This is a genomic window from Pseudomonas sp. PKS (assembly GCF_051913525.1).
Taxonomy (GTDB): Bacteria; Pseudomonadota; Gammaproteobacteria; order Pseudomonadales; family Pseudomonadaceae; genus Aquipseudomonas; species Aquipseudomonas guariconensis_D.
In genome coordinates, this window is sequence record NZ_JBEGDO010000004.1 from 264,389 (window position 1) to 282,005 (window position 17,617).

At 64.4% G+C, this 17,617-nt stretch carries 20 protein-coding genes; 12 read left to right on the forward strand and 8 right to left on the reverse strand.

Features of this window, described 5'->3' with window-relative positions; all coding sequences use genetic code 11:
- Positions 1-104: 104 nt before the first annotated feature.
- The gene (locus tag ABOA88_RS06850) at positions 105-695 is read right to left on the reverse strand and encodes an NAD(P)H-dependent oxidoreductase (RefSeq protein ID WP_196169820.1); all 591 of its coding nucleotides are present in this window, start codon (positions 693-695) and stop codon (positions 105-107) included.
- A gap of 190 nt (positions 696-885) precedes the next feature.
- Between ABOA88_RS06850 and ABOA88_RS06855 the strand changes: the two genes are divergently transcribed.
- Positions 886-1,200, forward strand: coding sequence for a putative quinol monooxygenase (locus ABOA88_RS06855; RefSeq protein ID WP_196169821.1), 315 nt, complete (start codon positions 886-888; stop codon positions 1,198-1,200).
- Here the strand turns inward: ABOA88_RS06855 and ABOA88_RS06860 are convergent.
- Positions 1,190-1,954, reverse strand: a complete 765-nt coding sequence (locus tag ABOA88_RS06860) for a sulfite exporter TauE/SafE family protein (protein ID WP_196169822.1) — start codon at positions 1,952-1,954, stop codon at positions 1,190-1,192. The two genes, ABOA88_RS06855 and ABOA88_RS06860, sit on opposite strands and share 11 nt — an antisense overlap.
- Positions 1,955-2,031: 77 nt before the next feature.
- Here ABOA88_RS06860 and ABOA88_RS06865 point away from each other — a divergent pair, with 77 nt between their 5' ends.
- The 7 genes from ABOA88_RS06865 (at position 2,032) to ABOA88_RS06895 (ending at position 8,873) form a co-directional block, all read left to right on the forward strand.
- A complete protein-coding gene (locus ABOA88_RS06865; protein ID WP_196169823.1) occupies positions 2,032-2,916 on the forward strand; it encodes a LysR substrate-binding domain-containing protein in 885 nt (294 codons plus the stop codon).
- 215 nt (positions 2,917-3,131) lie between these two features.
- The gene (locus tag ABOA88_RS06870) at positions 3,132-3,737 is read left to right on the forward strand and encodes a CDP-alcohol phosphatidyltransferase family protein (RefSeq protein ID WP_367851403.1); all 606 of its coding nucleotides are present in this window, start codon (positions 3,132-3,134) and stop codon (positions 3,735-3,737) included.
- Positions 3,738-3,767: 30 nt separating this feature from the next.
- Positions 3,768-5,516: a bifunctional alpha/beta hydrolase/class I SAM-dependent methyltransferase gene (locus tag ABOA88_RS06875; RefSeq protein ID WP_196169824.1), complete on the forward strand. Its 1,749-nt coding sequence runs from the start codon at positions 3,768-3,770 to the stop codon at positions 5,514-5,516.
- Positions 5,516-6,874, forward strand: coding sequence for a phosphatase PAP2/dual specificity phosphatase family protein (locus ABOA88_RS06880; RefSeq protein WP_367851335.1), 1,359 nt, complete (start codon positions 5,516-5,518; stop codon positions 6,872-6,874). Before ABOA88_RS06875 ends, ABOA88_RS06880 begins: the two co-directional genes overlap by 1 nt.
- On the forward strand, positions 6,871-7,305 hold the full coding sequence (locus tag ABOA88_RS06885; RefSeq protein ID WP_367851334.1) for a hypothetical protein: 435 nt from the start codon (positions 6,871-6,873) through the stop codon (positions 7,303-7,305). Before ABOA88_RS06880 ends, ABOA88_RS06885 begins: the two co-directional genes overlap by 4 nt.
- 10 nt (positions 7,306-7,315) lie before the next feature.
- A complete protein-coding gene (locus ABOA88_RS06890) occupies positions 7,316-7,939 on the forward strand; it encodes a lysophospholipid acyltransferase family protein (RefSeq protein WP_196169827.1) in 624 nt (207 codons plus the stop codon).
- 1 nt (position 7,940) lies between these two features.
- Positions 7,941-8,873 (forward strand): phosphatidate cytidylyltransferase, encoded by a 933-nt coding sequence (locus tag ABOA88_RS06895; protein ID WP_070576767.1) that lies wholly within the window; start codon positions 7,941-7,943, stop codon positions 8,871-8,873.
- A gap of 88 nt (positions 8,874-8,961) precedes the next feature.
- Here the strand turns inward: ABOA88_RS06895 and ABOA88_RS06900 are convergent, their stop codons facing one another.
- Positions 8,962-9,237: a metal/formaldehyde-sensitive transcriptional repressor gene (locus ABOA88_RS06900; protein WP_043208377.1), complete on the reverse strand. Its 276-nt coding sequence runs from the start codon at positions 9,235-9,237 to the stop codon at positions 8,962-8,964.
- A 70-nt stretch (positions 9,238-9,307) separates the two neighbouring features.
- On the opposite strand from ABOA88_RS06900, the gene dmeF reads away from it, so the two are divergent.
- The 3 genes from dmeF (at position 9,308) to ABOA88_RS06915 (ending at position 11,476) form a co-directional block, all read left to right on the forward strand.
- Positions 9,308-10,240, forward strand: a complete 933-nt coding sequence (dmeF, locus tag ABOA88_RS06905) for a CDF family Co(II)/Ni(II) efflux transporter DmeF (protein ID WP_367851333.1) — start codon at positions 9,308-9,310, stop codon at positions 10,238-10,240.
- Between the two features lie 36 nt (positions 10,241-10,276).
- Positions 10,277-11,035 (forward strand): aminoglycoside adenylyltransferase family protein, encoded by a 759-nt coding sequence (locus tag ABOA88_RS06910; protein ID WP_367851332.1) that lies wholly within the window; start codon positions 10,277-10,279, stop codon positions 11,033-11,035.
- 96 nt (positions 11,036-11,131) lie between these two features.
- A complete protein-coding gene (locus ABOA88_RS06915) occupies positions 11,132-11,476 on the forward strand; it encodes a cupin domain-containing protein (protein ID WP_043215260.1) in 345 nt (114 codons plus the stop codon).
- 248 nt (positions 11,477-11,724) lie between these two features.
- Here ABOA88_RS06915 and mmsB read toward each other — a convergent pair whose 3' ends face one another.
- Both mmsB and ABOA88_RS06925 read right to left on the reverse strand, forming a co-directional pair.
- Positions 11,725-12,612, reverse strand: a complete 888-nt coding sequence (gene mmsB, locus ABOA88_RS06920; RefSeq protein WP_196169830.1) for a 3-hydroxyisobutyrate dehydrogenase — start codon at positions 12,610-12,612, stop codon at positions 11,725-11,727.
- Between the two features lie 10 nt (positions 12,613-12,622).
- Positions 12,623-14,149: a CoA-acylating methylmalonate-semialdehyde dehydrogenase gene (locus ABOA88_RS06925; protein WP_367851331.1), complete on the reverse strand. Its 1,527-nt coding sequence runs from the start codon at positions 14,147-14,149 to the stop codon at positions 12,623-12,625.
- A 129-nt stretch (positions 14,150-14,278) separates the two neighbouring features.
- On the opposite strand from ABOA88_RS06925, the gene ABOA88_RS06930 reads away from it, so the two are divergent.
- Positions 14,279-15,223, forward strand: a complete 945-nt coding sequence (locus ABOA88_RS06930; protein WP_070092810.1) for a LysR family transcriptional regulator — start codon at positions 14,279-14,281, stop codon at positions 15,221-15,223.
- Positions 15,224-15,269: 46 nt separating this feature from the next.
- On the opposite strand, the gene ABOA88_RS06935 is transcribed toward ABOA88_RS06930, so the two are convergent.
- Genes ABOA88_RS06935 through ABOA88_RS06945 form a run of 3 tightly spaced genes read right to left on the reverse strand, consistent with a single transcriptional unit; the run spans position 15,270 to position 17,581 of the window.
- Positions 15,270-15,770 carry an OmpA family protein gene (locus ABOA88_RS06935; protein ID WP_367851330.1) on the reverse strand — a complete coding sequence of 167 codons (501 nt, stop codon included), beginning with the start codon at positions 15,768-15,770 and terminating at the stop codon, positions 15,270-15,272.
- A 3-nt stretch (positions 15,771-15,773) separates the two neighbouring features.
- A complete protein-coding gene (locus ABOA88_RS06940) occupies positions 15,774-17,045 on the reverse strand; it encodes a diguanylate cyclase domain-containing protein (protein ID WP_367851329.1) in 1,272 nt (423 codons plus the stop codon).
- Complete coding sequence (locus ABOA88_RS06945; protein ID WP_437437083.1) at positions 17,042-17,581, reverse strand: YfiR family protein; 540 nt, start codon at positions 17,579-17,581, stop codon at positions 17,042-17,044. The genes ABOA88_RS06940 and ABOA88_RS06945 overlap by 4 nt, the downstream gene beginning before the upstream one ends.
- Positions 17,582-17,617 lie beyond the last annotated feature (36 nt).

Here is a 17,617-nt window from a genome sequence, read left to right on the forward strand (position 1 = left end):
TGATGGGGATTCACGCAAGACACCCCTCGCAGGCCTGGGCGGCTCCCAACGCGCGTTGGAGCGCTGACCGAGCCTGCGAGGGGCTGCAATGCAGCCTTAGCCCCTCACTGGGCCCTGCCGAACACCTTGTCCAGGTGAGCTTCATAGGCTGCCGTCGCCGCCGGCACATCCGGACGCTTCATCACGTCCACCGCCAGGAAGGTCGGCAAGCCGGTCATGCCCAGGAACTGGTTGGCCTTGTGGAACGGGAAGTACACCGCATCCACACCCTTGCCCTCGAAGAAGTCGCTCGGGTCGTCGAAGGCTTGCTGTGGCGCGTTCCAGGTGAGCGAGAGCATGTACTGCTTGCCCTGGATCAGACCACCACTGCCGTACTTCTGCGAGGCGTCGGAGCGGGTGCGGCCATCGTTGGCGTACAGGCTGCCGTGGCCTGCGGTGAAGACTTCATCGATGTACTGCTTGACGGTCCACGGCGCGCCCATCCACCAGCCGGGCATCTGCCAGATCACGACATCGGCCCAGAGAAACTTCTCGACTTCTTCCTGAACGTTGTAGCCGCCATCGATGAAGGTTTGCTTCACGTCGAAACCTGCGCGGTCCAGATGGGCCAGGGCAACCTCGTGCAGGGTCGTGTTGAGACGACCGTCGGAATGGGCGAAGCGTTTGCCGCCGTTGAGCAGAAGAATCTTTTTCATGGGAGCCTCCGATAAGGGGACCCGAGGCTGTCGGCCACCGGTCACGTCAAGTTCGATGGCGGCAGATTAGGCATCCGGGAAGCTGAGAAAAAGCGCTCGAACGGCAAAATACATTTGCGCTCGAATCACGAATTGCACACCCATTATTGCCTTAGAATTCTTCCCATCTTTTAACCCACGAGGCCAGTCCATGACCGAGCAATACGCTTTCATTCTCAAAGCCAAGACCCGCCCGGAAAAAGCCGAGGCGTTCGAGCAGTTGTTCCGCGCCTATGTCGAACCGAGCCGCCAGGAGCCGGGCTGCATCGAATACCACATGCTGCGCGACAAGCAGGACCCCAGCCTGTTCGTGTTCTATGAGGTCTGGGCCAGCAAGGCCGACCTGGATGTGCATTCGGCCCTGCCGCACATGCGCGCATTCTTCGAACAGCGCATGGATTACCTGGAGCGCGATTTCGACATCCAGCTGATCGAGATGCTCAGCCCTTCCTCGGCTAGCCGTTGAGCAGCAGGTGCCCGCCCAGCAGCGCCAGCCCAATGAAAAAACAGCGCTTGAACACCTGCGCGCTGATGCGCTGACGCAACCACTGGCCGCCAAGCATCCCCAACAAGGCGGGCACCAACATCAACAGTGAAGCGCCAAGCGCCTGTCCGCCGAGGGCATCCTGACCGGCCAGGCCCAAGGCCAGCGCCAGCGTGGACACCGTGAACGACAGGCCCAGGGCCTGGACCATCTCGTCACGCGACAAGCCCAGGCTTTGCAGGTAAGGCACCGCCGGCATCACGAACACGCCCGTCGCCGCCGTCACCAGGCCGGTCAGCAGGCCACACAATGGTCCCAGCCACCGTTCCCATGCCGGCCGCACCTTCATCGTCGGCCCCAATAGCCCGTACACGGCATACAACAGCAACGCCCCACCCAGCGCATGAGCGGCCCAAGGTCCACTGTCGATACCCAGCCAGGCACTGCCGATCAAGGTGCCGGCCAGGATCATCAGCAACAACGGACCCAGTCGGCGTAGCAACCCCCGTAAATGGCCACCAGAGGCCAACTGCCAGAGGTTGGTGACGGTGGAAGGAAGGATCAGCAGCGCAGCAGCCTGCGCCGGTGCCATAGCCAGACCGAGCAGGCCCATGGCGATGGTCGGCAGGCCCAGGCCAATCACCCCCTTGACCGCGCCGGCCAGCAGAAAGGTCATCGTCACCAGCAGCCACAATGCCGGCCCCATATCCTGATAAAACGCCAAGAAGGTCTTCATGGCGCCAGGATGACGCCTCGGTGCTTGGCTGAAAATCTGCCATATACTCAGCCAGACTCTTGCCAGGACAGAGGCTGATGCACTTCGACCTGACCGACCTCCAGCTGTTCCGCCACACCGCCGAGTGCGGCAACATCACCGCCGGCGCTCGCCGCAGCCACCTGTCGCTGCCCGCCGCCAGTGCCCGTATCCGCGCCATGGAAGCTTCGCTCGGCATCGCGTTGCTGGAGCGCAATCGCCGTGGCGTGCTGCCCACACCCGCCGGCCAGGCGCTGTTGCAGCATGCCCGACTGATCAGCCAGCAGGTCGAGCGCCTGCAATACGATCTGGCCCAGTACACCCAAGGCCAATATGGCCAGGTGCGCCTGTTGTGCAACACCGCCGCGCTGACCGAATACCTGCCCGAACTGCTGGCTGCCTATCTGTGCGGCCATCCCGGTGTCAGCGTCGATGTTCAGGAAATGCCGAGCCTGCGCATCGTGCAATCGATCACCCAGGGCATGGCCGACCTGGGCATCATCTCCACCGCCGCGCCCAATGAGCACCTGCAGACTCGCCCCTTTCGCGACGACCCGCTGGTGCTGGCGATGCCCATCGGTCATCCCCTGGCCGAGCAGACCACGCCGACCTTCATCGACAGCCTCGCCCATGGCCATGTCGGGCTGGGCGCCAACAGCGCGCTGGCCCTGCATCTCGAGGAACAGGCCCTGCGCGAAGGGCGGCGCATGCAGGTCCGGGTTCGGGCCGAAGGGTTCGACGGGGTGATTCGCATGGTTGCCGGTGGCGCCGGGGTAGCGGTCGTGCCGTTGGCATCCGTGCGACGCTGGGAAGGGGTGTTGCCACTGCGCTGGGTCGCACTGCCCGAGCCTTGGGCCAACCGCCGACTGTTGCTGTGCGCCCGGGATTTCGAAGCATTGCCAGGGTATGCCGCCGCTTTGGTAAAACAACTGGCGGCGGGCTGAAACCTGCGCAGGCCTGATCGAAATCACCCCAACCGCATAATCGAGATTCGACCCACAGCGAACCCTGCACGGTCCTGGCACGCCTGCCCCAACGTCCGCAGCCCTCCGATACCACGGGATGGCGCGCCACTGAAGATCAATCAACGTCCCCCTTGCCGCCCACCAGGCTCATTCCCCACAATCCGGTCATGTCGCGCCATGAAAGGGAGTTCAACGTGCCGTCGATCTATCAACTCAAACCCCGTTTCCAGGCCCTGTTGCGCCCCGGCGTGAAGCGCCTGTACGCGCGGGGCGTCACCGCCAATCAAGTCACCGTGGCAGCCGCCGTGGTGTCGGTACTGCTGGGCCTGCTGCTGGCCTGGCAGCACGATGTGACCGGGCTGTTCATCCTGGTGCCGGTGTGGATGCTGCTGCGCATGGCCCTCAATGCCGTCGACGGCATGCTGGCGCGGGAGTTCGGCCAGCAATCGAAGCTTGGAGCCTACCTCAACGAGCTGTGTGACGTGGTCGCCGATGCAGCGCTGTACCTGCCCTTCGCCCTGTTGCCGGGCGTCTCGCCAGTGCTGGTGGTGCTGGTGGTCGTGAGCGCGATCATCAGCGAGTACGCCGGGGTGATGGGTCCGCTGACAGGGGCTTCGCGGCGCTACGACGGGCCCATGGGCAAGAGCGACCGGGCCTTCGCCTTTGGCGTGCTGGGCACCGGGATCGCCTTCGGGGTGCTGAGTGCGGCGTGGATCGACGGCCTGCTGCTGGTCATCCTCGCACTCTCGCTCTATACCCTCTACAACCGGGTTCGCCAGGGCCTAGCCGAAACTCGCTGACCTCTTCGCCGCCGGACAAGGAGCTTCGCCATGCGCCAAGCGCAATCGCTGCATTTCTCCACCCATGACGGTGTCGAGCTGCATTACCGCTATTGGCCCGCCACCCGCAACGAGTACCAGCCACGCCGGGCGGTGGTGATGTTCCACCGCGGCCACGAACACGGCGGGCGCATGGCGCATCTGGCCGACGAGCTGGACATGCCCGGCTACGACTTCTTCGCCTGGGACGCCCGGGGCCATGGCCAGTCGCCCGGTGCCCGTGGCGACAGCCCAGGCTTTGCCACCAGCGTGCGGGACGTGCAGACCTTCATCGAGCATGTCCGCGACAGCCATGGCATTGCCGAGGCGGACATGGTGGTACTGGCCCAGAGCGTGGGCGCGGTGCTGGTGGCGACCTGGGCCCATGACTACGCGCCGAAAGTGCGCTGCCTGGTGCTGGCCTCGCCGGCCTTCAAGGTCAAGCTCTACGTGCCGTTCGCTCGCCCCGGCCTGAAGCTGCTCAAGGCATTGCGCGGCAACTTCTTCGTCAATAGCTACGTCAAGCCACGCCTGCTGACCCACGACCCGGAGCGGGTCATGTCCTACCTGGCCGACCCGCTGATCAGTCGGCCGATCTCGGTGACCATGCTGCTGGGCCTGTATGAAGCGGCCGATCGGGTGGTCGCCGACGCCCAGGCGATCCAGGTACCGACCCAGATGCTGGTGTCCGGCGCCGACCTTGTGGTCGAACGCAAACCCCAGGAGCGCTTCTTCGAGCGTCTGGGCAGTGCGCGCAAGGAGATGCATGTTCTCCCAGGCTTTTTCCACGACACCCTCGGCGAGCGCGACCGGGCCCACGCCCTGGCGCGGATCCAGCGCTTCGTTGCGCACTGCTTCGATACCCCCGCACCGGTGCCCTCACTGCTCGATGCCGACAAGAGCGGCCCCAGCTGCGCTGAAGCCGAAAGCCTGGCCGCGCCGCTACCTCGCAACTCGCCACGCGACCTCTACTGGCGTGCCACCCGTGCCGGGCTGGGCCTGGGCAAGGGTTTCTCGGAGGGGGTGAAGCTGGGCTTCGACACTGGCTTCGATTCGGGCAGCACCTTGGACTACGTGTATCGCAACCAGCCCAGCGGCAAAGGCAAGCTGGGTGAGCTGATCGACCAGAACTACCTCAACGCCATCGGCTGGCGCGGCATCCGCCAACGCAAGCTGCATGTGGAAGAACTGCTGCGCGAAGCCATCCGCCGCCTGCGCGAGCAGCAGCGCCCGGTGCACATCGTCGACATCGCGGCAGGCCACGGTCGCTACATCCTCGAAGCGCTGCAGGAGCAGATGCCCGACTCGATCCTGCTGCGCGACTACAGCGAGCTGAACGTCCAGCAAGGCAGCGCCTTGATCGCCGAGAAGGGCCTGACCGAGGTGGCCCGCTTCGTCCAGGGCGATGCCTTCGACCGCCAGAGCCTGGCCAGTCTCGATCCGCACCCGACCCTGGCAGTGGTGTCTGGCCTCTATGAGCTGTTCGCCAGCAATGACCTGGTGGGCAGTTCCCTGGCGGGCCTGGCCGATGCTGTCCAGCCGGGCGGCTATCTCGTGTACACCGGCCAGCCCTGGCACCCGCAACTGGAGATGATCGCCCGCGCCTTGACCAGCCACCGCGATGGCCAGGCCTGGGTGATGCGTCGGCGTAGCCAGGTAGAGATGGACCAGTTGGTGGAGGCAGCAGGTTTTCGCAAGATCGCCCAGCGCATCGATGAGTGGGGCATCTTCAGTGTCAGCCTGGCGCAACGGGTGGATTGATGGCCCGCGAACCCGGCTTGATCCGCCGAGGCGTGCTCTGGCTGTTGCTGCTGGGGCCGTTCTTCTTTCTCAGCTACGGGCTGGTCAACAACCATACCGCCACTCGCGACGACGTCGGCAGCCTGGTGTTTGGCTGGGAGGGGCAAACGCCTTTATGGCCGTGGACGATCGTGCCCTACTGGTCGATCGACCTGCTGTACGGGTTGTCCTTCCTGTTGCCGACCACCCGCCGGGAGATGGACCGCCATGCCCTGGCCCTGCTGACCGCGCAAGTGATCAGCGTCGGCTGCTTCTTGCTGTGGCCACTGCGCTTTACCTTCGAACGCCCAGCGCTGGACGGCCTGTTCGGTTGGCTGTTCGATGTGCTGATGGGGTTCGACAAGCCCTTCAACCAGGCCCCGTCACTGCACATCGCGCTGTTGGTGATCATCTGGACAATGTTTGCCCGTCATGTTCATCGCCAGCCTTGGCGCGGGCTGATGCATGGCTGGATGGCATTGATCGGGGTATCGGTGCTGACCACCTGGCAGCATCATTTCATCGATCTGCCCACCGGGGCTCTGGCGGGGCTGGTGTGCGTCTGGCTATGGCCGCGGGAGGGCGAGGTGCCGCTGCAGGCAGCACGCCTGGCCCGTGATCCTCGACGCTGGCGGCTTGCGCTGTATTACGGGGGCGGTGCGCTGTTTTGCACGGTGCTGGCGCTGCAGTTGGCGGGCGCCTGGCTATGGCTGCTGTGGCCGGCGGTTTCGCTGCTGATGGTGGCGCTGAACTATGCCGTGTTCGGAGCCGACGGTTTCCAGAAAGGCGCAGATGGGCGGTTGTCCAACGCCGCCAGCTGGTTGCTGGCGCCGTATCTGTTGGGCGCCTGGCTCAACTCGCGGATCTGGACGCGCAAACGGCCACAAGCCGATGAGGTGTGCGATGGGGTGTTTCTGGGGCGCATTCCCGGAGCCGGCGCGGCCTCCTCGTTCACTGCCGTGGTGGACCTGACGGCTGAACTGCCGTGCTATGCCTGTGCCGACGCTTTCGCGGGTAAACCCGAGAATGGCCCGGGCCAGACAATGCAGATGCCCACACAGTACACCTGCCTGCCCACCCTGGACCTGATCGTCCCGGATGCCAGCCTGCTCAGACAGGCCGCCGAGGCCATCGAATGCCTACGCCAGCAGGGCCCGGTCCTGGTCTGCTGCGCCCTGGGCTACTCCCGCAGCGCCAGCGCTGTGGCCGCCTGGCTGGTGCACAGTGGCCGTTGCGCCAGCGTCACCCAGGCCGAAGCGCTGATCCGCAAAGCCCGCCCCTCTGTCGTGTTACATCCCGGCCATCGCCTGGCACTCGAACAGCTGGAGGCCCAGCCATGAACCTGCATCTGGTGGCCAGCCTGCTGGGCCGTGGTCGACAGCTCGAATGCTTGTCCGATGGCATAACCCTGTTGGCCCTGGCCTACGGCCTGGCACCTCTGGTGACACACCTGTCGCCGCTGGCCAGTGCGGTGTGCGCAGTGCTGCTGGGGCTGGGGCTGGGGCTGCTGCACAAATACTGGGCAATCCGCGTAGCCCTGGACGCCGCGCTGTTCGCCCGGCTCGCCACCAGCGCCGACCTCACAGCCGACACCCAGGCCCTGGATCGCGCCCTGTTCGACTTGAGCCTCAAGCCCCACGCCCGCGACGCACGCGACTGGCCCGCACGCAGCCAAGGCGCGCTGGGCCTGCTGCGACGCCAGGCGCTGTGTCTCGCCGCGCAAGTCGTGCTGGCCCTGACTACCCTGCTGATACTCCCTTTCATCGGATAACCACCGCGCCATGTTCGCCGCCCTGACCGCCTTTGCCATCACCTCTGCCGCACGCCTGATCACCGGTGCCCGGGCCCTCTGGCTCGGCTGCACGCCGCACCCCAGGCAACGCCTGTATTTTGCCAACCACAGCAGCCACGGCGACTTCGTGTTGCTCTGGGCTTCGCTGCCCGAACCACTGCGCCGCCGCACCCGCCCGGTCGCCGGGGCCGACTACTGGGCCAAGCCGGGCATCCGGGACTTTCTGATCCGTAACGTGTTCGACGCCGTGCTGATCGACCGCCAGCGCGGCGAGTCCAACGACAACCCACTGCAACCGGTGCTCGATGCCCTGGGCCAGGGCGATTCGCTGATCTTCTTCCCCGAAGGCACCCGCAATCTCAGCGATGAGCCACTGCTGCCGTTCAAGAGCGGCCTGTTCCACCTGGCCTCGGCCCACCCTGATATCGAACTGGTGCCAGTGTGGATCGCCAACCTCAACCGCGTCATGCCCAAGGGCCGCGCCCTGCCCTTGCCGCTGCTGTGCACCCTGAGCTTCGGCGAACCCCTGCACCTGCTGCCCGACGAGAGCAAGCAGGCCTTTCTCGAGCGGGCCCGCCAGGCCCTGCTGAACCTGGCCCCGAAGGATGCCTGAGATGGACGACAACACCCTTTCCCTGTTCGCCGGCATCGGCGCCCTGCTCCTGCTCGCCAGCGTGATCGGCCGGCTGCTCAAATGGCGCGCCGGCCCCGCGCCGCACGCCGTGATCGACAACCTCAACGCCCGCATCAACGCCTGGTGGGTGATGGTGCTGGTGATCGGCATCGCCTTCGTGTTCGGCAAGTACGGCGTGATCGTGCTGTTCTACTTCGTCTCGTTCTATGCCCTGCGCGAGTTCATGACCCTCACGCCCACCCGGCGCAGCGATTACCCAGCGTTGGTGGCGGCCTTCTACGTGGCGCTGCCGGTGCAGTACCTGTTGATCGCCATGGACTGGTACGGTTTGTTCAGCATCTTCATCCCGGTGTACCTGTTCCTGTTCCTGCCGATCCTGGCAAGCTTCGGTGGCGATACCACGCGCTTTCTCGAGCGCGCCTCCAAGGTGCAGTGGGGGTTGATGATCGCGGTGTACTGCCTGTCCTCGGTGCCGGCATTGATGACCTTGGACATTCCCGGTTATGAAGGCCGCAACCTGCTGCTGATCGCTTGGCTGATCCTGGTGGTGCAGATCAGCGATGTGTTGCAGTACGTCTGCGGCAAGCTGTTCGGCAAACGCAAGGTGGCGCCCAACCTGTCGCCCTCCAAGACCGTCGAAGGGCTGGCCGGCGGCGTGGCCCTGGCCACCCTGGTGGGCGCCTTGTTGTGCTGGATCACCCCGTTCAGCTTCTGGCAGGCGGCGCTGATGGCGTTGACGGTCAACGCCATGGGTTTCTTTGGCGGGCTGGTGATGTCGGCGATCAAGCGCGACCGCGGGGTGAAGGACTGGGGACACATGATCGAAGGCCACGGCGGCATGCTAGACCGCATGGACTCGGTGTGCTTCGCGGCGCCAGTGTTCTTCCACTTCGTGCGGTACTGGTGGGCCTAGAAAATACCCCCAGGGGGTATTCAGAACTGCGGCCTGGGCTTGCCGAATTGCCAAGCCTGCGATGGGCCGCAACGCAGCCCCACACTGGTTACTTGAGGTAAGAGCGCAGCAGCGAGGCCACCTTGTCGGCCTCCTCCTGGCGCTGCTCGGCACTCAGGTCATCGGCCACCAAATGCTCGCGAATGTGCCCTTCCATCACCTCTGCCATCAACCCATTCACCGCACCTCGCACGGCGGCGATCTGCTGCAGGATCGCCAAGCAGTCCTTGTCCTGCTCCAACGCGCTTTCCAGGGCTGCGGCTTGGCCCTTGATCTTGCGCACACGGGTCAGCAGTTGCTTCTTGCTCTTGATGGTATGTGCCATAGGGTTCTGCATCACTCTAGGTATACTGGGGTATAGTATATTTCGCCTATCTACCGGAGCATGATAAACCATGGTTGCGCAAACCTCAGACAAGTGGCTGCACAGCCATCAGTTCCATACCGGCAACCTCGGCGCCGAGCGCAAGACACGCCTGGCCGTGTGGCTCACGGCAGTGATGATGGTGGCGGAGATCGCCGGCGGCTGGTACTTCAACTCCATGGCGCTGCTGGCCGACGGCTGGCACATGAGCTCCCATGCCCTGGCCCTGGGACTCTCGCTGCTGGCGTACGCTGCCGCACGGCGTTACGCCCGGGATCGTCGCTTCGCCTTCGGCACGTGGAAGATCGAGATCCTCGGCGGCTACTCCAGCGCTTTGCTCCTGCTGGGCGTGGCAGGGCTCATGGCCTTCCAGTCGGTCGAGCGGCTGCTGGCACCGGGGCCGATTCACTATGACCAAGCCATCACCCTTGCGACCCTCGGGCTTGCCGTGAACCTCGCCTGTGCCTGGCTGCTGCGCGACGATCACCAGCACGATCATCACCACGGCCATGATCATGACCATCATCACCACCATGACCTGAACCTGCGCTCGGCCTACCTGCATGTGATGGCCGACGCCGCGACCTCGGTGCTGGCGATCATTGCGCTGCTGTCCGGCAAGTTCTGGGGCGCCGCCTGGCTCGACCCGGTGATGGGCCTGGTGGGAGCGGTGCTGGTGGCGGTGTGGGCCAAAGGCCTGCTGCGTGACACCGGGCGGGTGTTGCTGGACGCCGAGATGGACGCGCCCGTGGTCCAGGAGATTCGCGACGTCGTGGCGCAACTGTCAGTACCGGCCACCCTCACCGACTTGCACGTGTGGCGTGTCGGCAAGGACCAGTACGCCTGTATCCTCAGCCTGGCGGCGACGGGCTGTCTTAGCGCCGACACCGTACGCCAGGCACTGGCGGTCCATGAAGAACTGGCGCACATCACGGTCGAAGTCAACGCAATGGCCAACGCCTGAGGGTGATTGCTATGGTGTGCCCTCAGGAGGCGCACCATGACCGACCCACAACTGCTCGCTGCCCAGCAACTGCTTGCCCAGCACCTTGGCGACACCTTGCAGGCCATCCACCTGTACGGCTCGGCCGTAGCCGGTGGATTGAAGCCGCACAGCGATCTCGACCTGCTGGTGACCGTGTCCCGACCGCTGTCCGACGCCACACGCCAGGGGTTGATGCGCGCGCTGCTGGATGTTTCCGCACCACCGGCAGCAGACCCCAACCTGCGCGCCCTGGAGGTGACGCTGTTGGTACGCGACGACATCCATCCCTGGCGCTATCCGGCCCGCCGCGAGCTGCAATTCGGTGAGTGGCTGCGCGAGTCGCTGCTGGCGAGCGAGGTCGAACCTGCCCAGTTCGACCCAGACCTGGCGATCCTGCTGACCAAGGCCCGCCAGCACAGCCGTTGCCTGATGGGCGAAGCGGCTGCGAGCTGGTTCGACCCGGTGCCGCCCGACGATCTGAAACAAGCCTTTGCCGACACCCTGGCCCAGTGGAATATGCCCGAGGACTGGACCGGCGACGAGCACACCGTGGTGCTCGCCCTGGCGCGCATCTGGTACAGCCTGGCGACGGGTTCGATCGCGGCCAAGGATGTAGCCGCCCAGTGGTTGCTGGAGCGCTTGCCACACGCACATCAGCCGGTGCTGGCCAACGCGCGCGCCGCCTACCTGGGTACCGCGCCGGACCTGCTCGCCCAATGGCCGGAACAGGTCAACGCCTTCGTTCTTCATTGCAAAGCGCATATGCCCACATAGCGCATCCAGACACCTGGACGTCGAGCCCAGGCAACTCCATCGCCAGCGCAGGCCCTATGGTGACGTGTCATTCAGCCACTTACCTGGGAACCTGCCATGTCCGACTTCATTACCGTCCTGCGCGAAACCTGCCCGACCCCGGCCCTGAACGCCACCCCGTGGAAGCGCATCGGCGGCAACCCGCAGACCGTCAACCTGAACGCCTACCTCTCTGCCGATGGCAGCAAGATCATGGGCACCTGGATCTGCACCCCTGGCAAGTTCGAGATCAACTACGAGAAGTGGGAGTTCTGCCACTTCCTCGAAGGCTACGTGATCATCACCCCGGAAGGTGAAGAGCCCAAGCACCTGAAGGCAGGCGACGTGTTCATCATCGAGCCGGGCCTCAAAGGCACCTGGGAAGTGGTCGAGACCGTGCGCAAGTACTTCGTCTTCGCCTGATGCCAAAGCCCTTTCGCAGGGCCTTCCATAGCGCAAACAGTTGAGCACGACTCGACCCTGTGGGAGCGGGTTTACCCGCGAATGCAGTGCTACAGCCACTGCAGTGTTCGCGGGTGAACCCGCTCCTACAGGACTATGCAGCGCTCGAAGAATCGAGCACAAAAAAATCGCGAGGCAAGTGCCCTTCCCTCTGGTGCGCAGTTACAGAGGGAAGGCCACCTGGCCCGCGATAAAATTCACCTCGCTCGTCAATCCTTCTTGCGATAACTCTCGACGATCGCCGAAAAGTCCTTGCCGCCCTCGCCACGCAGGCTCATGGCCTGATACAGCTGCTGCGCCACGGCGCCAAGGATCACCGGCTGGTGCGCCAGACGCGCAGCCTCGGTGGCCAGCCCCAGGTCCTTGAGCATCAGCTCGGCGCCAAAGCCGCCGGTGTAGCCGCGCGAAGCCGGGGCGGTCTCGATGATGCCCGGCCAAGGGTTGTAGGTATCCGAACTCCAGCAACGCCCGGTGGAGCTGTTGATGATGCCGGCCAGCACCTTGGTGTCGATGCCCAGCGCATTGCCCAGGGCCATGGCTTCGGACACACCGATCATCGAGATACCCAGCAGGAGGTTGTTGCAGATCTTGGCGATCTGTCCGGTACCCACCTCGCCGCAGTGCACGATGTTGCGCCCCATCTGTTCCAGCACCGGCTTGAGCGTGGCGAACAGTTCGGCGCTGGCGCCGACCATGAAGGTCAGGGTGCCCGCCGCCGCGCCACCAGTACCGCCGGACACCGGCGCATCGCCCATGTCCACGCCCTTGGCCGCTGCGGCCTTGGACACCTCGCGGGCGGTCTGCGGATCGATGGTGCTGCAGTCCACGGTCGGTGTGCCCGGCCGTACACCCGCCAGCACACCATCGTCACCCAGATAGACACTGCGCACATGGGTCGCCGCTGGCAGCATGGTGATCACCAGGTCACTGCTGGCCGCCGCTTCCTTGGGCGAGGCGCTGACCTGCCCGCCCAGTTCGGCGAGCTCGGCCAGCACGGTCTTGTTCAGGTCGAACAGGCTCAACTGATGCCCGGCCTTGATCAGGTTGCGGGCCATGGGCGCGCCCATGTTGCCCAGGCCGATGAATGCGATACGCATGACGAACTCCTTAGCGCAGGCTGATGGTGGTGTTCACACCGTCATTGACGCTGTCATCGTCGAACCAGCGAGCGGTGACAGTCTTGGTCTGAGTGTAGAACTGCACCACTTGCTTGCCGTACGGGCCCAGGTCGCCCAGCTTGGAGCCACGCGAACCTGTGAAACTGAAGAACGGCACCGGTACTGGAATCGGAATGTTGATGCCGACCTGGCCGATGTCGATCTCGCTCTGGAACTTGCGTGCTGCCGCACCGCTTTGGGTGAACAGGCCCGTGCCGTTGCCGAACGGGTTGGCATTGACCAAGGCGATGGCCTCGTCGAGGGTGTCGACTTCCAGGGTGACCAGCACCGGGCCGAAGATTTCCTGGGTGTAGATCTGCATGTCGGTGCGTACCCCGGAGAACAGGGTCGGGCCGACGAAGTTGCCCTGCTCGTAGCCCGGCACCTTGACGTCACGCCCGTCCAGTTCGAGCTTGGCGCCTTCCTTGATACCGCTTTCGATCAGCCCCAGCACGCGCTCCTTGGCACGCTTGGAAACCACCGGGCCGACGTCGGTGCCCGGCTCGCTACCGGCATTGACTTTGAGCTTGCTGGCGGCTTCCTTGATGTCCGGCAGCCATTCGCGGGCCTTGCCTACCAACACCGCCACCGAGGTGGCCATGCAGCGCTGACCGGCCGCGCCGAAAGCGGCACCGACCAGGGCATTGATCGTCTGGGTGCGATTGGCGTCCGGCAGCACCACGGCGTGGTTCTTGGCGCCCATCATCGACTGCACGCGCTTGCCGTGCTGGCTACCCAGGTTGTACACGTGGGTGCCGACCTCGGTGGAACCGACGAAGGAAATCGCCTTGATGTCTTTGTGGGTGCAGATCGCATCCACCACCTGCTTGCCGCCATGCACCACGTTCAGCACACCGGCCGGTATGCCGGCTTCCAGGGCCAGTTCCACCAGCATCATGGTCGACAGCGGGTCCTGTTCGGACGGCTTGAGCACGAAGGTGTTGCCGCAAACGATGGCCATCGGGAACATCCACAGCGGGATCATCGCCGGGAAGTTGAACGGGGTGATGCCGGCGCACACGCCGATCGGTTGACGCAGGGTATAGGTGTCCACGCCACCTGCGACGTTTTCGGCGAACTCGCCCATCTGCAAGGTACCGATGGAGGCGGCGTGCTCGACGACTTCCAGGCCTCGGAAGATATCGCCTTCGGCATCGGCGAGAGTCTTGCCCTGCTCGGCACTGAGGGTCTGGGCGATACGTTTGGTGTGTTCGCGGATCAGCGCCTGCAGCTTGAGCATGATGCGCATGCGGGCGCCGATGGGGGTGTCGCGCCAGCTGGCGAAGGCCCGCTGGGCCGCAGCCACGGCGGCGTCGACCTCCTCTGCGGTGGCGAACGGCACCCGCGCCAGCACCTGCTGGGTGGCCGGGTTGACGATGTCGCGCCACTCGGTGGTCTTGGACTCGACCCACTGGCCGTCGATCAGCAGTTTGACCTGCTCGACCTTGGCCTGGTCGGGGGTATGGGGTGCGTTCATCTGCGCTCTCCTTGGAATTATTGTCGGAACGAGATCGCCAGCGCGCCGAGGCGGGGTGGCGCCGTGGGGCTTTTTTCGAGTATAGATGTGCAAACATCCAACAAGAACGCACAAAAAAACCGGATCATCATGCAAAAAGACCTCACCTCCCTAAGCTCACTGAACTGGGACGATTTGAAGTTCTTTCTTGAAGTGGCGCGCACCCGCAAGGCCAGCAGCGCGGCCAAGCGCCTGGCCGTGGACTACACCACGGTGTCGCGACGCATCAGCTCGCTGGAAGGTGCGCTGGGCACGCTATTGTTCGAAAAATCCCGGACCAACGGCTTTGTCCTGACCTCCGAGGGCCAACGCCTGCTGGGCTACGCCGAATCGATCGAAAGCACGCTGCACATGGCCTGCGAGCAGGTCTCCGGCTCAGGCGTGGCACTTTCGGGCCATGTCCGCATGGGCTGCACCGAGGGCTTCGGCAGCTTCTTCGTCACCCCACAACTGAGCCATTTCGTCGATGCCTACCCGGCGATCTCGGTGGACATCCTGCCCCTGCCGCACTTCATCAGCCTGTCCAAGCGCGAGGCCGACATCGTCATCGCCCTGGAGCGGCCCGAGCATGGGCCCTACGTGTGCTGCAAGCTGTGCGACTACCGCCTGCGGCTGTACGCGACCCAGGAATACCTGGACAACCACCCGCCAATCCGCCAGGCCACCGACCTGACCCAGCACCGGTTCATCAGCTATGTGGACGATCTGGCGTTCAGCTCTGAGCTTTTGTACCTGGCCAACCTGATCCCCAACGCCAACGCCCACCTGCGCAGCACCAGCGTGATCGCCCAATACACCGCGGCCTTGCAAGGCCGCGGGCTGGCAATCCTGCCGTGTTTCCTGGCTGCGCAGGATGCACGGTTGATCAATCTGCTACCGGAAGAGGTGGAGATTACCCGGCAGTTCTGGATGTACTGCCGGGAGGACCTGCGCAAGTTGAAGCGCATCACCCTGCTGTGGGACTACATTCGCGATGTGACCGAGGCGAACGCGCCGTTGCTGATGGGCAACAGCCGGGAGATGAAGTTCGCGTGATGCCGGATGGGCGCTCTGCGCCCAATCGCAGGCGCCTGCACTTGGCTCAGTAGGACGCCACCACGATCGACACGCGGCGGTTCTCGGTTCGCCCGCTGGCAGTACGGTTGTCCGCCACCGGCTGGCTGCTGCCCAAGCCAACGGTGCGGATGTTATGAGGTTGCATGCCGATGCCGATCAGCGCCCGGGCGACGCTCTGCGCACGGCGTTCGGACAGCTGCTGGTTATACGCCTCCTTGCCCGAGGCATCGGCATGGCCGTCAACCCGTACCCGCTGGATATCCACCGACAGCAAGGCTTTGCCGATGCGCTCGACGATTGCTCGGCTCTGGCTGTTCAGGCTGTCCAGATCGCTGCCAAACAACACCTTGCCGGAAAGATCGAACGCCCAGCCTTCGTCAGTCGGCGCGAAGCCTTCGCGCTTGAGCACGGCGATCTGCTCTTCGCTCAAGCCCTTGGGAACGCTCTGGCAACCGCCGAGCACCAGCAACGTCAGCAATGCCAATACCAGCGCGGGTAAACGCAGTTCAACGACACGGTGAATCACGGTTCAGCTCCTGTTATCAACGTCAGTGGCCGAATGCTCCGTCTGCGCCACTTGCCAATGGCCACGGCGCATGCGCTTGGCCTGATACATCGCCCCATCAGCGGCATTGAGCAGCCCTGCCGGGTCCAGGCCGTCTTCGGGGAAGTAGGCGATGCCCACGCTCAACGAGGTGGTGATGCTGTTGCCGGTTTCCAGTTGAATCGGCAGTTGCATGCTGGCGATGATCTTTTCAGCGATGCGCTCGGCGTCGCCTCGCGACTGCAAGGGCGTCAGCAGCACTGCGAATTCGTCCCCGCCCAGGCGCGCCACCAGGTCGTGTTCGCGCAATTGCGCGCGGATCCGACTGGCCACGCTGATGAGGACTTCATCCCCCGCCGAGTGGCCCAGGCTGTCATTGATCTGTTTGAAATGGTCGCTGTCGAGGAACAACAGCGCCAACTGCTCCTGCTGGCGGAGGGCATTGCGCAGACTGCGGCTCAGGCGCCCCTCGAAGAACGCGCGATTGGGCAGGCCGGTAAGGCTGTCATGGGTCGCCTGGTGAGCCAGGTTCTCGTTCTCACTGCGCAGGTGACTGTCCCAGGCCTCCAGTTCGTCGAGCAGTGCGTTGAAGTCGTTGCCCAGTTCGTTGAGCTCGGCGATCTGCGTTTCGGGTACGCGCCGGTCGAAGGTACGATCGCGGCGGGCGGCATGGGCGACGCTGGCGAGGCTGCGCAACGGGCGAATGATGTCGCCGAACAGCCGACGTGACAGATAAAGGGCCACCACTGCACTGAGCAGCGTGCAGAAGACGATCCCCGCCAGACCACTGAACAGGAAACGCAGCAGGTTGCCGCCCTGCCCGGACACTTCGATGTGCCCGACTTTTTGTTGTTGGTGCATCACCGGCAGCGTGATCGGTTCCTCCAGCAGCGCGCTGGCCACTTCCGCCTCCAGCTGGGCGAACATGCCATCGTCGTCACGGTGCCAATGGGCCAGTTGCTCCCCTTCGTCATTGAACACCTTGGCATCGGCCACCTCTTCGGTGGCTGCGATCAACGCCAGGGCTTCCTTTGCGGCAGGGGCATCGTCGAACACCACCGCCGCTTCGACGGTGTAGTTGATCGACCGGGCAATCAGATGCAGGTTGTGATTGGCATAGACGCGCAAGGCAAGCACACCAAGCAGGGTCAGGGAGACGCCTGCCAACCCCACCGCCAGCAAGGCCAGCCCCAGATGGCCGCGGCCGAGCACCGAACGCAGGGTCGGGCGAACGCCAGGCTGGGTGCACCCTCTCATGGCTGCACCGCCCGTCGGCGAGACAACTGCAGCACACTGGGGTGGATGCGCACACCGCTACGAGCGACCGAATCCAGGTTTACGTCAAAGGCCACCTGCTCGTCACTGACCCGCAGGCAAAACAAGCTGCCCACGGTGCAGGGGTCGTCTGCCTCGCTGATGCTGAGCACCGGATGGCCGCTGACCGACTGGAACAGCCGCTCCCGCTCACCTTGGTCGAGCTTGCCGATATAGAGTGCGTCGCAGGCGCTGGCGACACGCTGGTCGTTCACCAGCAAGCGCCGCACCTGCAAGGGCTGGCCGGAGTTCTGCACATTGCCCTTGATCAGGTCATCGGCGTATTCGGTCGGCCCCACCAGGCACAAGCGCAACGGCACTGGCTCCACCGGCCAGCGCGCATAGCTGAGAATGCCCAGCACGACCTGGGTCACGGCCTTGGCCCGCTGTTGGACCTGGGCAGCGCTCGCAGGGGTGTCTGCCCATGCAGGGCCTGCGAGCAGCAAGGCGGCCATCAACAGCGCAAGCGCACGGCCCATCACGCGTCCCCGAGGCGAGACAGCCACCATTTAGGA